Source organism: Acinetobacter calcoaceticus, from assembly GCF_016508255.1.
Classification (GTDB): domain Bacteria; phylum Pseudomonadota; class Gammaproteobacteria; order Pseudomonadales; family Moraxellaceae; genus Acinetobacter; species Acinetobacter calcoaceticus_E.
Genome location: NZ_JADVKT010000013.1, coordinates 26,694 through 41,614, shown reverse-complemented (window position 1 = coordinate 41,614; position 14,921 = coordinate 26,694). Strand labels below are relative to the sequence as shown.

Sequence of the window (14,921 nt, the reverse complement as noted above, 5' to 3'; positions counted from 1 at the left end):
TGTGGGTGTAGAACCGCGCATTATGGGTTTTGCTCCAGCGCCAGCCATTAAAAAACTACTTAAACAAGCCAACCTGACTTTAGAGCAGATGGATGTAATTGAGTTAAATGAAGCCTTTGCTGCACAGGCTTTAGCAGTGACTCGTGATTTAGGTTTGCCAGATGATTCTGACAAGGTAAATCCAAACGGTGGAGCAATTGCTTTAGGCCATCCTCTCGGTGCTTCAGGTGCACGCCTAGTTACCACGGCCCTAAACCAGCTTGAGCAAACAGGTGGACGTTATGCCTTGTGTTCAATGTGTATTGGTGTAGGCCAAGGCATCGCATTGATTATTGAGAGAGTCTAATCATGAGCCAGTTATATGCCAGCTTGTTTTATCAAAAAGACGTCACTGACATCTTTAGTGATTCATCTTTAATCACATATATGATTCAGGTTGAAGTTGCATTAGCTCAAGCACAGGCACAAGTTGGTGTGATTCCTCAAAATGCGGCTAATACAATTGCCCAAGTAGCTGAGCAGGCGCTAGAAAAGTTCGACTTTTCAGCCTTGGCAGAGGCAACTGGTTTAGCAGGAAATATTGCAATTCCATTTGTAAAACAACTTACGGCAATTGTTAAAGATGTTGATGAAGATGCTTCCCGTTATGTGCATTGGGGCGCAACGAGTCAGGATATTTTAGACACAGCATGTATTTTGCAATGCCGCGATGCCTTGAATATTGTGGAAGCACAACTTCAACAGTGTTACACCACAGCATTACAACAAGCCAAGCAATATCGCTATCAAGTCATGATTGGGCGTACATGGTTACAGCAAGCTTTACCGATTACTTTAGGACATAAGCTTGCTCGTTGGGCTTCTGCATTTAAACGTGATTTAGATCGTGTCCAAGCAATGAAATCACGCGTACTCACCGCTCAATTAGGTGGTGCTGTGGGTTCATTAGCATCTTTACAAGATCAAGGTTCACTTGTGGTCAGTGCCTTTGCTAAGCAGTTGAATCTGACTGTACCAACAAGTACATGGCATGGTGAGCGTGACCGCATTGTAGAAATCGTAAGTGTGCTCGGCATCATTGTCGGGAATACGGGCAAGATGGCGCGTGATTGGTCACTCATGATGCAAACCGAAATTGCTGAATTGTTTGAGCCAACTGCAAAGGGCCGTGGTGGTTCATCTACCATGCCGCATAAGCGTAATCCAGTTGCAGCAGCCTCCGTACTCGCAGCAGCCAATCGTGTGCCTGCACTTATGTCTAGCATTTATCAAAGTATGGTGCAGGAACATGAGCGTAGCCTAGGTGCATGGCATGCAGAATGGTTAGCAATTCCTGAAATTTTTCAGCTTTGTGCGGGTGCATTAAGTCGTACTGGCGAGGTTTTACAAGGTTTCGAGGTTAATACTGAGCATATGCAACAGAACCTTGAGTGCACGAATGGGCTGATTATGGCGGAAGCCGTCATGATGGCACTTGCTCCGAAAATTGGCCGTTTAAATGCTCATCATTTAGTTGAAGCAGCTTGTAAAACAGCCGTGGCTCAAAACCAGCATTTATCTGAAGTTGTTACTCAGTTAGATGAAGTAAAAGAACATTTTAGTTCAACAGAAATTTTGGAAATATTTAAAGCAGAAAACTATTTGGGCAATATTCAAGCTCAAATTGATGCTGTTCTGCAAGAAGCACAAGGAGGAGACATAAAGTGAAACAGCTTATAACTAATCGGCAAGGTAAACAGCTAGCTGTATATACCGAAGGTTTAAAAGATGCTCCAGTACTTGTGTTTTCTAATTCATTGGGAACAGATCATGGAATGTGGCAGCCTCAAGTAGATGAGCTTAAAAGTCATTTTAATGTCATTACATACGACACGCGTGGTCATGGCCAAAGTGATGTGATTGGTGAATCATCTTTGTCAAATTTAGGTGAAGATGTTGTTGATATTTTAGATGCCTTAAGTATTGAAAAAGCTCATTTTTGTGGAATTTCAATGGGTGGCATTACAGGACTTTGGTTAGGTGTTTATTGCTCAGAGCGTTTTCACAGCATTACTGTTGCGAACTCGGCAGCCAAAATTGGGCAAGCTGAAGCTTGGTTGAGTCGTGCTGAATCTGTAGAGCAAAATGGTTTGGCTGAATTAGTGAAAACTACTCATACACGTTGGTTTAGCGAAAAATTTGATTATCAACATAATGTAGTCGCACAGACAACAATTCAAAGTCTTGCAAGCACACCAGCTCAAGGCTATGCCAATGCATGTCGTGCTTTGGCTCATGCCGATTTAAGAGATGAAATTACGCAAATCCAAATTCCGGTACTGCTCATTGCAGGAACAGCAGATCCAGTGACTACTGTAGCAGATGCTGAATTTATGCGAACTGCTATCAACAACAGTCAACTTGCCAAATTGGAAGCATCACATCTTTCTAATATTGAGCAACCGCAAAGATTTACTCAGGAATTGACTAGGTTTATTCAGCAAATTTAATAGCTTAGTGATTTAAAAGGAATTGGCCTTAAGGAGGCAAATATGGCGTCTCAGGATTACGCTGCACCAAACAAAAGTATCGATGCTCAAGCATTGATTAATGATGCTCCACTCAGTAAGTATCAATGGATGATCGCAATCATCTGTTTCTTAATTATTTTTACTGATGGTATTGATACTGCTGCAATGGGTTTTATCGCTCCAGCATTGGCACAGGACTGGGGCGTTGACCGTTCTCAGTTAGGGCCAGTAATGAGTGCGGCACTTGGTGGAATGATTATTGGAGCTTTAGTTTCTGGTCCAACAGCTGACCGTTTTGGTCGCAAAATTGTTTTGGCCGTTGCAATGCTTGTGTTTGGTGGTTTTACCTTGGCATCCGCTTATGCAACGAACTTAGATAACCTTGTCGTTTTACGCTTTTTGACAGGTATTGGGCTTGGTGCAGCTATGCCAAATGCCACCACATTATTTTCTGAGTACTGTCCAACACGCATCCGTTCACTACTCGTGACATGTATGTTTTGTGGTTACAACTTGGGTATGGCAACGGGTGGCTTTATTAGTAGCTGGTTGATTCCGACCTATGGTTGGCATAGCTTATTTTTGCTTGGTGGCTGGTCACCTTTGATCTTAATGATTTTAGTGGTTTTTGTCTTACCTGAGTCTTATCGCTTTTTAATTGTGAAAGGTAAAGATCCTGAAAAAGTACGCAAAATTTTAAATCATATTGCACCTGCTCAAATTCAAAATGCAACTGCATTTCACGTACCTGAAGAGAAAACTGAAACAGCTCAAAAGAAAAATGTCTTTGGAATTATGTTTTCTAAACCTTATGCAAAAGGAACACTTTTACTTTGGTTGACCTATTTCATGGGCTTAGTGGTTGTTTACTTGCTTACAAGCTGGTTGCCAACCCTCATGCGTGAAACCGGTGCTTCAATGGAGCGTGCCGCATTTATTGGTGGATTGTTCCAATTTGGTGGTGTGGTGAGTGCGTTGTTTATTGGTTGGGCGATGGATAAATTTAACCCGAACCGAGTCATTGCCATTTTCTACTTTGCTGCTGGTCTGTTCGCAATTGCTGTGGGTCAAAGCTTAGGAAACTCAACATTACTTGCTGTATTGGTTCTTTGTGCTGGGATCGCAATTAATGGTGCGCAATCTTCAATGCCAGCGTTAAGTGCTCGTTTTTATCCAACGCAGTGCCGTGCAACGGGTGTGTCTTGGATGACCGGAATTGGGCGTTTTGGTGCGGTATTTGGTGCTTGGATTGGGGCTGTATTACTTGGCAATGATTGGTCATTTACAGCCATTCTCAGTTTATTACTAATTCCGGCGACTGCTGCGGCCGTTGCTGTATTTGTTAAATCACTTGTTGCGCATACCGATGCAACTTAATAGAGGTCTATCACAATGAATGATGAACAACGCTATAAACAAGGCATTGAAGTGCGGACTGAAGTTTTGGGTGAAAAGCATGTTGGTCGGTCTTTGCAAAACCTAAATGACTTTAACCAAGATTTCCAAAATTTTATTAGTCGTTACGCATGGGGTGAGGTGTGGTCTCGTCCAGGCCTGCCACGCCACACACGTAGTTTAGTCACTATTGCAATTTTATTGGCGCTTGGCCGCGAAGACGAACTACGCATGCATTTACGTGCTTGCTTCAACAATGGTGTAACCAAAGAAGATTTAAAAGAGTTGATCTTACACAGTTCACTCTATGCGGGTTTACCTGCTGCAAACGCTGCAATGCATATGGCTGAAGAAGTCTTTAAAGAGTTGGGAATAGAAGTCAACTCAGTTGCAGCGAAAGAACAGGATTAAGGAGATAAAGATGTCACAACATAGCTGGGGTGCTTACGCCCAACGTAATACAGAAGATCATCCACCTGCATATGCGGAAGGTTATAAGACAAGTGTTTTACGTTCGCCAAAAAATGCATTGATCTCTATTAATGAGACTTTAACAGAAGTAACTTCACCACATTTTTCTTCAAACCTATTTGGTCCAAAAGATAATGATTTGATTTTGAACTATGCCAAAGATGGGTTACCAATTGGTGAGCGCGTCATTGTTCATGGCTATGTTCGTGATCAATTTGGTCGTCCTGTTAAAAATGCGCTTTTAGAAGTATGGCAAGCCAATGCTTCTGGTCGTTATCGTCATCCAAACGATAAGTTCATTGGTGCAATGGACCCTAACTTTGGTGGTTGTGGGCGTACATTAACTGACGAGAACGGTTTTTATATTTTCCGTACCATTAAGCCGGGCCCGTACCCATGGCGTAACCGTATTAATGAATGGCGTCCTGCTCATATTCACTTCTCTTTAATTGCTGATGGCTGGGCTCAGCGCCTAATTTCACAGTTTTATTTTGAAGGCGACACGCTCATTGATACTTGCCCGATCTTAAAAACGATTCCTTCTGAAGATCAACGTCGTGCATTGATTGCACTAGAAGATAAAAACAACTTTATCGAAGCTGATAGCCGTTGTTACCGTTTTGACATCACTTTGCGTGGCCGTCGAGCGACTTACTTCGAAAACGATTTGACTTAATCAGGAGCATTAGTATGAACAATTGGAATTTTCAGGAATTAAAAGAAACTCCATCTCAAACAGGTGGTCCTTACGTTCACATTGGTTTACTGCCACAACAGGCAAATATTGAAGTGTTTGAAAACAACTTTAATAACCAGTTGGTACAAGACCAAACTAAAGGTGAGCGTATTCGTCTTGAGGGTCAAGTATTTGACGGATTAGGTTTACCACTGCGTGATGTGCTTATTGAGATTTGGCAAGCCGATGCAAATGGTATTTACCCAAGTCAGGCTGATACGCGTGAGCAAAAAGCTGATCCAGCATTTCAAGGTTGGGGTCGCACAGGTGCAGACTTTGAAACAGGTGTTTGGAGCTTTAATACAATTAAACCGGGCGCAACCGCAGGCCGTAAAGGTTCAATTCAGGCACCACATATTGCATTAGTGATTTTCGCTCGCGGTATTAACTTGGGTCTTCATACACGTGTTTATTTTGAAGATGAAGCCGAAGCAAATGCCAATGATGCAATTCTAAATAGCATTGAGTGGGCACCACGTCGCCAGACCCTTATTGCAAAACGTTCTGAAGAAAATGGTGAAGTTGTTTACCGTTTTGATATTCGTATTCAGGGCGATGACGAAACTGTATTTTTTGATATTTAAGAAGCACCTAAGGCTACACATGATTACACATGGATGCGTGTAGCCTTTTTAAAGGATGGTATGACAGAGATGAAAATGAAAACATTATTAAGCTTGAGTTTGCTTGCACTCCCATTTTTTACTGCACAGGTGAATGCTGAACCTGTTGCTTTAGCTACTCAAACACAACCTGCGAATACAGCAGTTAAAACAATTGTTCCAATTACTGCAAAAACCAAAGAACAAGCTTTGGCACAAGCTCAAGTGATTGCAAATACAGCCGATGCTGATTTGGCTGAATTTCGTATCGATTTACTCAGTTTTGCGAGTGATACCAAACAAGTCATTGCATTGGGGCATGAATTAAAAAAGATTTTAGGTAATAAGCCAATGATTGCCACAATTCGTACTAAAAATGAAGGCGGGCAGCTTGAAATTAGTGATGCGGATTATGGTAAGACCTATCAGGCTTATTTAAAAAGTCCGTTTATGGACTGGTTAGATGTCGAAATGTTCCGTGACCAAAAAGTCATTTCAGAGATTGTTCAAAAAGCCCATCAAAAGAAAGTGCTAGTGGTCATGTCTAATCATGACTTCCAAAAAACACCAAGCCAAGATGAAATTGAAAAGCGCTTGTTAAAACAAGATCAAATGGGTGCTGATATTCTCAAAATTGCTGTAATGCCGAAATCTAAACAAGATGTTTTCACTTTAATGAATGCAACTTTAAAAGTAAGTCAGCAAACCACTAAACCATTATTAACGATGTCGATGGGGCAGCTAGGTACGATTTCTCGTGTGGCGACAGCAAACATGGGGGGAAGTTATAGCTTTGGCATGATTGGCGAAGCTTCTGCGCCGGGTCAAATTGATGTGACTAAGCTCAAACAGATTTTAAAAACTGTTCAACCAACAAACCCATAATTCAATCATAAGGACATGGTGAAATGAATACATTACGTTTAACTACTCTTGCATTAGGTTTGATGGTTTCTGGAATGGCCGCAGCGCAGACTTATGTTGTTGACCGTTATCAAGATGATAGTAATAAAGGTTCGTTACGCTGGGCAATTGAGCAAGCTAATGCTAACCCTAGTGAAGCGAGCGATATCTTGATTCAGGCAGTGGGCAAAGCACCTTATGCGATTAAATTAAATAGTACACTTCCTGAAATTAAAGCACCTGTAAAAATCATTGGTACCCAGTGGGATAAAACTGGTGAATATATTACGCTCGATGGTTCAAATTATATTAAAGGTGAAGGTGAAAAAGCTTGTCCTGGTGCAAATCCTGGGCAATACGGGACCAATGTTCGTACGATGACCTTGCCGGGCCTAGTACTGCGTGATGTAAATAATGTCACTTTAAAAGGGCTGGATATTCATCGTTTCTGTATTGGAGTATTGGTTAATCGTTCAAGCAATAATTTGATTCAGCATAATCGTATTAGTAATAATTATGGTGGTGCTGGTGTCATGATCACGGGTGACGATGGTCAAGGTAACCCAACTGCGACAACCACCAATAACAATAAAGTGTTGGACAATATCCTCTTAGACAATGGTGATGGTTTAGAGCTGACGCGTGGTGCTGCGTTTAACTTAATTGCAAATAACCATTTCATTTCAACTAAGGCAAACCCAGAACCATCACAAGGTATTGAAATTTTGTGGGGCAATGACAATGCCGTAGTGGGTAACAAGTTTGAAAATTACTCGGATGGCTTACAGATTAACTGGGGTAAGCGTAACTATATTGCCTACAACGAAATGATCAATAACTCGATTGGTCTAAACATGACTGGCGATGGCAACATTCTTGATAGCAATAAAGTTCATGGTAACCGTATAGGTGTTGCTATTCGCTCAGAAAAAGATGCCAATGCAAAAACGACATTGACTAAAAACCTGATTTGGGACAATGGTAAAGATATTAAACGCTGCGAGGCAGGTGGTTCATGTGTTACGAATCAACGTCTAGGTGCCATTATTTTTGGTGTCCCAGCACTTGAGCATGAAGGCTTTGTTGGTTCTCGCGGTGGCGGTGTAGTGATTGAACCATCTAAGCTACAAAAAACATGTACTCAACCAAATGAACAAGGTTGTAATCCTCAACCTAATCAGGGCATTAAAGCACCTAAGTTAACAGCAGATAAAGGTTCAGTTAAGATAGAAGTTAATGGTTTGCCAAACCAACGTTACCAAGTTGAGTTTTTTGGAAATAAAAATGCGGCTTCAAAAGAAGCAGAACAATATTTAGGAACAATAACAGTTGCTACAGATGCACAAGGCAACGCAAAAGCCACTTGGAAGCCAACAACAAAAGTTGCCTCAATTACAGCAAATGTAACTGATCACCTTGGTGCAACTTCCGAGCTTGGCTTTACGCAAGTTAAATAACAACAAATAAAGCGCCTCAAGCAGAGGCGCATTTTAGAAAAGATAAAAAGGACTTGAAATGCCAAACGTAATGAAACTGAGTGTGTTAACGATTGCTGTATTGGGTAGCCAATTTACGCTTGCTAATGAACCATGGTCACAAGACCGCCAATGGTTGCTAGGTGATTGGAATGGTGAGCGTCAGCAGTTAGAGCAACAGGGCTATAAATTTACGGCTTCTATCATGAGCCAAGCGGCCACAAATTTAGATGGTGGATACAACGACAGTAATACCTTTGAAAATGCCGCGCAGCTTTCATTGGGTGCAAGCTTTGATTTAGAAAAAATTGCTGGATGGAAAGATACGACGGCCAGCTTAGTCGTGACTAAACGTGACGGTAATGCAGTTACGCTAGACCGTATTAAAGACCCACGCTCAAGCCAGTTAGGCAATGCTCAAGAGATTTATGGTCGTGGCAAAATCTGGCGCCTATCTCAAGCATGGGTGAAAAAGGGCTTTGCTGATAACACAGTACAAGTCAAATTCGGTCGTATGGGCATGTCAGAGGACTTTAATAGTTCTCAATGTGAGTTTCAGAACTTATTGCTTTGCGGTGGACAGTTAGGAAAATCAATTGGTTCAATTTGGTACAACTCACCCGTCGATGTTTGGGCGACAAACGTTAAATATCAGTTTGCCCCTGAGTGGACTTTCGGAATAGGTGTGTATGAAGTAAATCCGGACAACATTAAAACTGGGTCAAATAGTGATGGTTTTAATCTGGATATGAATAACGTGAAGGGTGCAACCATACCGGTTGAACTGGCATGGAAACCAAAACTTGCTGCTTTTAACGGCTTACCGGGTGAATATAAAGTAGGTGCGTTGTATTCAACCGCCGAAGCAAATGATATTAAAACTGCGGGCAAAGTTCATGATGGAAAACAAAGTTTCTGGATTAATGCCCAGCAACAACTTACGCATAAAGGCGAAGATCCAAAGCGTGGTTTATATATAAGTTTGAATGGTGTGGTAAATGATAAAGCAACCACCTTTGTACAAAGTACTCAACAACTTGCACTTTGGTATAAGGGGCCATTTGATAGTCGTCCAAATGACTCGATAGGTTTTGGTATTGCCAATTATGTGGTGAATGATCGTGCTAAAGATAAGCAGATCGCGACAAACGAAAGCCGTGGATACTATAGCTATGATCCGATTGCATCTGACTATATTCCAATTCAAGACGACGAGCTAAATGTTGAGTTGAACTATACCTATCAATGGTCTCCGGCCGTTATGTTACGTCCAAACATTCAATATATCCATCAACCTGCTGGTGTAAAAGCGGTTGATGATGCTTGGGTGGCGGGCTTAAGCGTTAAAGTCAATTTTTAACAATGTTGATGGCTGGTTAGACATAGTTTAACTGGCCCAAATGCTTGAACTATTGTGTTCAGTATATGTGGAGTAGGATCTATGTCTGAGTCAGATTCTAAGTTTCATATCTTATTCAAAATATGGTGTTTTATATTGGCTCTAGTTTTACTCGCTACAGGTGTGTTTTACATCGTAGGCGGTGGAAAGCTGGTGTCTCTAGGTGGGTCTTGGTATTTCCTTATATCGGGGCTGTTCATTACCATTTCGGCGATTAGTATTTTTCGTAAAAAGGTACTGGGTGTCTGGATTTTTGCGGCTGTTTTTGTTGGTACTGTAATTTGGTCGCTGATTGATGCAGGCTGGGAATTCTGGCCGCTATTCTCGCGTTTAATGTTTCCTGCTGGTCTTTTTGCTGCATTACTATTTACCTTACCTTCAATTCGACGCTACCAATTTCAAACTAGTTTGGCATCTTCAGCCTATACAGTTGGTGGATTAGTTGTTGTTGGGATGTTGATTGCGTTTTATCAAATGTTCCAACCGCATCCAACAGTAGCAAGTTCAGGTGAAAAGTTACCTTTAGTACCAGTTGACCCGGCGAAAAAACAGGTGAATTGGGAAAATTATGGTAATGATGCAGGCGGTAGTCGCTTTGTCGCTCTCGATCAAATTAACCGAGATAACGTTCATAAGTTAAAAGAAGCTTGGCGTTTTAGAACGGGTGATTTTACAACAGGCAGTGGTAATGGTGCCGAAGACCAAATGACGCCATTACAAGTTGGAAATAAAGTCTTCTTATGTACGCCACATAATAATATTTTTGCGATAGATGCTGACTCGGGCAAACAGCTCTGGAAAGCTGAAGTGAACTCTAAAGCTGATGCTTGGGAACGTTGCCGTGGGGTTGCATACTTTGATTCGACCAAACCACTTGTACAACCAACATTGGCTGGTGCAAACGCAGTAACCACAGTTGCAACCAATACAGCATGTCCACGCCGTTTATATACCAATACGCCTGATGGTCGTTTAATTGCAGTGAATGCAGATAACGGTCAGCGCTGTGCTGATTTTGGTGTAAATGGAACAGTTGATCTGTTAGAAGGTTTGGGGGCTGGAACTAAAGCTCCACGTTTTGAAGTGACTTCTGCACCGACTATTGCGGGTACAACCATTGTAGTGGGTAGCCGTATTGCAGATAACGTAGCAGCAGATATGCCGGGTGGTGTTATCCGTGGTTATGACGTCATTACTGGCAAACTTCGCTGGGCATTTGACGCACGTAATCCAGATCCTAACTATGTTCTTAAGCCAGGTGAAACTTATAAACGTAGTTCGGCAAACTCATGGGCTGCAATGTCATATGACCCGCAAATGAATACGGTGTTCTTACCTATGGGTAGCTCATCTGTCGATATTTGGGGTGGTAACCGTAATCCGTTAGATCATAAATACAATACTTCTGTTTTGGCACTTGATGCGACAACAGGTAAAGAAAAGTGGGTATATCAAACTGTTCATAATGATTTATGGGACTTTGACTTACCAATGCAACCAAGTCTAGTTGATTTCCCATTGAAAGATGGTACGACTAAACCTGCTGTTGTGATTGGAACCAAATCAGGTCAATTCTTTGTGCTTGATCGTGTAACGGGTAAACCACTGACTAAAGTGATTGAACAGCCAGTTAAGTCGGCCAATATTCCAGATGAGCAATACAGTGCAACTCAACCACGTTCAGTTGAAATGCCTCAAATTGGTAATCAGACTTTAACTGAATCAGATATGTGGGGTGCAACGCCGTTTGATCAGCTCATGTGCCGTATTAACTTCAAGTCGATGCGTTATGAAGGTCTATTTACTGCACCGGGTACTGACGTTTCATTAAGCTTCCCAGGTTCTTTGGGTGGCATGAACTGGGGTAGTATTGCTTTTGATCCGACTCATCGTTATATGTTCGTGAACGATATGCGCCTTGGTTTATGGGTTCAACTCATGGAGCAAACTCCTGAAGATATTAAGATTCAGGCGAGTGGTGGTGAAAAAGTAAATACAGGTATGGGTGCTGTACCAATGAAAGGTACACCATATAAAGTGAATAAAAACCGCTTTATGTCTGCCTTAAGTATTCCTTGTCAGAAACCACCATTTGGTACGATGACTGCAATTGACATGAAAACTCGTCAAGTCGCATGGCAAGTCCCACTAGGCACGGTTGAAGACACAGGACCTATGGGCATCAAAATGGGCTTAAAAGCACCGATCGGTATGCCAACAATTGGTGGACCTATGGCAACTCAAGGTGGCTTGGTTTTCTTTGCTGCGACACAGGACTACTATTTACGTGCATTTGATTCATCTACAGGTAAAGAACTGTGGAAATCACGCATGCCTGTAGGTAGCCAAGGAACCCCAATAAGCTATGTTTCACCGAAAACAGGTAAACAATTTGTGGTTGTTACGGCAGGCGGAGCTCGCCAGTCTCCTGATCATGGTGATTATGTAATCGCTTATAGCTTAGAACAATAATTAAATAAGGCAAAAGAGAGTAATTCTCTTTTGCCTTTAATTTTAATATGTTTTTTATATTAAAGTGCTATGGTAAATTCTATTATTTTAACTAGATAGATTTACCAAATAGTAAAAAAGTGCTTTAACTCATTGCAAAACCTAAAATATTCCTCAGATTGATAATGCTTGAACACTAGATGTGGTCGAACGATTAGATATTTTTTCACAATGTTTTACCTATAAATAAATCTTATCTATTTGTTAAGTTTTGTTTAACTTAAAGTTGTGAATTTTAATTAGAAATAAACATTATTGACTTTTTAGTCCTAAAAAGTAGGTTTTTTTTGCTGGAAAAACAAGCGTAAATATATATTTATATTATATTTATATAATTTATGGCATTACGTTAGAATGGTCATCGCAGGTTATTACTACCCAGTAATAATTTGTATTTCAGGAATTTAAGCTTTTATTGGCTTAAGGCTCATCGCAAGATGGGCCTTTTTTTATGTGATTGAAATTATGATATTTGATTATTATAAAAATAGCCTAAGTATGGAGATGTATAAATTCATGAAAACAATCACAAAAAATAGTCTTTAATGACAAGAAGTGTATGATTTGATAAATTAAACCTACTTGATAATAATAGGTGATGTAATGAGATTTTTGGTTCTTGCAACTTTATCTGGTTTAGCTTTGATGGGTTGTGCTTCTGTTCAGCAGGCACCGAATACACAAGAAACAATTCGTTATGCTTCTAGCCCATGCTTTGGCGCATGTCCAATTTATTCGGTAGAAGTCGCGCCAACAGGTCTAATTCGTTTTGAAGGTAAACAATATACTAAAGCTGTAGGCGTTAAAGAAATTCAAGGTAATGTAAAAGACTATGAAAAGCTTGTACGTGAACTCAAAACTTACCGCCCTGAAACAGGGACACAAGCGAAAACTGGTGGATGTCAGCAAACAGCAACAGACATGTCTAGCTATTACATTACTTGGATTAAACCAAATGGTACAGAAACGAAGTTAAGCCACTATAAAGGTTGTATGTCTCCAGCGAACAGTAAACTCAATAAAATTATGGATAATTTGCCAGATCAGTTAGGCATTAAAGATCTAATTTAATGATAAAAGCCCCAAACTTTTGGGGCTTTTTCTTGTTAAGAAAATTTATATACTTGGGAGTTTTATCTTAAGTATTTCTAAAAGAATAAGCGTATAATACACATTATAAAAACATATATTGTTTGGGTAAACACATGTCAAATATTGTCTATGCCTTTCTAGGTGGTTTGCTACTAGGCATTGCAACAGTCGGTTATTTATATATAAACGGGCGTATTGTAGGGATTAGTGGGTTGATCGCTCAAATCATTAAGCCTTCTAAAGATACATTTAAAGGCTCTGCATTCTGGTTCATTGCCGGATTAATTATTACACCTTTTATTTATAGCTATTTTTATCAGCCTGAAATTGAAATTAAAGCGGACACATTTGCTCTTATTTTGGCGGGTGTACTGGTTGGTTTTGGTACCCGTTTAGGATCAGGCTGTACAAGTGGTCATGGTATTTGTGGAATGAGCAGGCTATCAAAACGCTCAATGGCGGCGACAGCAATTTTTATGTTTGCTGGCATGTTAACGGTTTATGTCATTCGTCACATGTTGGGGTAGGGTTATGAAAAACATATTTGCTTTTTTATTCGGTAGTTTATTTTCATTGGGTTTAATGATTTCAGGTATGTCTAATCCAGAAAAGGTATTAGGTTTTCTAGATATCTTTGGACAGTGGGATATTAGCTTAATGTTTGTGATGTTAGGTGCGATTGCTGTAGCGTTTATTCCATTTCAAAAGGCTATAAAAAAACCTAAAACTCTTTTTAATGAACAAATTCAATTACCAACAAATACACAGATTGACCAAAGGTTAATTGCTGGGGCTTTTATTTTCGGTATAGGCTGGGGAATAGCAGGAATTTGTCCAGCACCCGCTTTAACACTTGTTGGATTAGGACATTTTGAAGCGCTATATTTTATTGTCGCTATGTTATTCGGAATGTTTATTTATCGAATTTTAAACAAAGGAAACTAAGCCTATGCAACAATCTCTAGTAAAAGATTTTTTTGATGAAAATACCAATACTTTTAGCTATGTTGTTGCAGATTTAGCATCTCGTCAATGTGCCATCATAGACAGTGTACTTGACTATGATGCCGCTTCGGCAACTACAAAAACGACTAATGCCGATCTTATTATCGATTATGTTTTGGCTCAGCAATTTAATGTGCAATGGATTTTAGAAACCCATGTACATGCGGACCATATGACCGCTGCCCAATATTTAAAATCTAAATTGGGTGGTACAGTTGCAATTAGTAAGAAAATTTCTGTTGTACAAGAAACATTTTCGGCTATCTATAATTTTGACTTTAAACAAATCAATGCAAATCAGCCTTTTGATTATTTATTTGAAGATGATGAGCATTTTAAAATAGGGGATATAGAAGCCTATAACATTCCTACACCAGGGCATACACCAGCTTGTCTCAGCTATGTAATTGGTGATGCTGTCTTTGTTGGCGATACCTTATTTATGCCAGATTATGGTTCAGCTCGGTGCGACTTTCCAAAAGGAAGTGCCGCTCTGCTTTATGATTCAGTACAACAGCTTTATACACTGCCTGATAATTTGCGTATGTTCTTATGTCATGACTATAAGCCCGAAGGCCGTGATGAATATATCTGTCAAACAGACATAAAAACTCAAAAGGAAAGTAATATTCATTTAAATCAGCAAGTTTCTAAAGAGTCGTTCATAAAAATGCGTCAAGAAAGAGATGCAACCTTAGCAATGCCAAAATTAATTTTGCCTTCAATTCAAATTAATATGAATGCTGGAAATTTTCCGGAACCTGAAGCCAATGGCATCCGTTATTTAAAAATCCCATTCAATTACTTTTAAGAATAGCCTAA

General features: G+C 40.2%; 14 protein-coding genes and 1 pseudogene. All 15 read left to right on the top strand.

Annotated elements, in window-relative coordinates; all coding sequences use genetic code 11:
• A pseudogene (locus I5515_RS16935) lies at positions 1 to 346 on the top strand (acetyl-CoA C-acyltransferase); the annotation flags it as partial.
• A 2-nt stretch (positions 347 to 348) separates the two neighbouring features.
• Positions 349 to 1,707 (top strand): 3-carboxy-cis,cis-muconate cycloisomerase, encoded by a 1,359-nt coding sequence (gene pcaB / locus I5515_RS16930; protein ID WP_199968839.1) that lies wholly within the window; start codon positions 349 to 351, stop codon positions 1,705 to 1,707.
• Complete coding sequence (gene pcaD / locus I5515_RS16925; protein ID WP_199968837.1) at positions 1,704 to 2,489, top strand: 3-oxoadipate enol-lactonase; 786 nt, start codon at positions 1,704 to 1,706, stop codon at positions 2,487 to 2,489. Before pcaB ends, pcaD begins: the two co-directional genes overlap by 4 nt.
• 42 nt (positions 2,490 to 2,531) lie before the next feature.
• Entirely contained in the window at positions 2,532 to 3,887 is a 1,356-nt protein-coding gene (locus I5515_RS16920; RefSeq protein WP_199968834.1) for an MFS transporter, read from the top strand.
• A 15-nt stretch (positions 3,888 to 3,902) separates the two neighbouring features.
• A complete protein-coding gene (pcaC, locus tag I5515_RS16915) occupies positions 3,903 to 4,316 on the top strand; it encodes a 4-carboxymuconolactone decarboxylase (protein WP_005306044.1) in 414 nt (137 codons plus the stop codon).
• A 10-nt stretch (positions 4,317 to 4,326) separates the two neighbouring features.
• Complete coding sequence (gene pcaH, locus I5515_RS16910; RefSeq protein WP_016137964.1) at positions 4,327 to 5,052, top strand: protocatechuate 3,4-dioxygenase subunit beta; 726 nt, start codon at positions 4,327 to 4,329, stop codon at positions 5,050 to 5,052.
• A 14-nt stretch (positions 5,053 to 5,066) separates the two neighbouring features.
• Complete coding sequence (pcaG, locus tag I5515_RS16905; protein WP_199968832.1) at positions 5,067 to 5,696, top strand: protocatechuate 3,4-dioxygenase subunit alpha; 630 nt, start codon at positions 5,067 to 5,069, stop codon at positions 5,694 to 5,696.
• Between the two features lie 75 nt (positions 5,697 to 5,771).
• Entirely contained in the window at positions 5,772 to 6,599 is an 828-nt protein-coding gene (gene aroD / locus I5515_RS16900; protein ID WP_199968830.1) for a type I 3-dehydroquinate dehydratase, read from the top strand.
• Positions 6,600 to 6,622: 23 nt separating this feature from the next.
• Positions 6,623 to 8,074 (top strand): NosD domain-containing protein, encoded by a 1,452-nt coding sequence (locus I5515_RS16895; protein ID WP_199968828.1) that lies wholly within the window; start codon positions 6,623 to 6,625, stop codon positions 8,072 to 8,074.
• A gap of 58 nt (positions 8,075 to 8,132) precedes the next feature.
• Entirely contained in the window at positions 8,133 to 9,452 is a 1,320-nt protein-coding gene (locus I5515_RS16890; RefSeq protein ID WP_199968826.1) for a carbohydrate porin, read from the top strand.
• A gap of 81 nt (positions 9,453 to 9,533) precedes the next feature.
• Positions 9,534 to 11,963: a glucose/quinate/shikimate family membrane-bound PQQ-dependent dehydrogenase gene (locus I5515_RS16885; protein WP_199968825.1), complete on the top strand. Its 2,430-nt coding sequence runs from the start codon at positions 9,534 to 9,536 to the stop codon at positions 11,961 to 11,963.
• 651 nt (positions 11,964 to 12,614) lie between these two features.
• The gene (locus I5515_RS16880; RefSeq protein WP_199968845.1) at positions 12,615 to 13,073 is read left to right on the top strand and encodes a DUF6438 domain-containing protein; all 459 of its coding nucleotides are present in this window, start codon (positions 12,615 to 12,617) and stop codon (positions 13,071 to 13,073) included.
• A gap of 134 nt (positions 13,074 to 13,207) precedes the next feature.
• On the top strand, positions 13,208 to 13,621 hold the full coding sequence (locus I5515_RS16875) for a YeeE/YedE family protein (RefSeq protein WP_199968822.1): 414 nt from the start codon (positions 13,208 to 13,210) through the stop codon (positions 13,619 to 13,621).
• Positions 13,622 to 13,625: 4 nt separating this feature from the next.
• Entirely contained in the window at positions 13,626 to 14,039 is a 414-nt protein-coding gene (locus tag I5515_RS16870; RefSeq protein WP_199968820.1) for a DUF6691 family protein, read from the top strand.
• A 4-nt stretch (positions 14,040 to 14,043) separates the two neighbouring features.
• The gene (locus tag I5515_RS16865) at positions 14,044 to 14,910 is read left to right on the top strand and encodes an MBL fold metallo-hydrolase (protein WP_199968818.1); all 867 of its coding nucleotides are present in this window, start codon (positions 14,044 to 14,046) and stop codon (positions 14,908 to 14,910) included.
• The last annotated feature ends 11 nt before the right edge of the window (positions 14,911 to 14,921 follow it).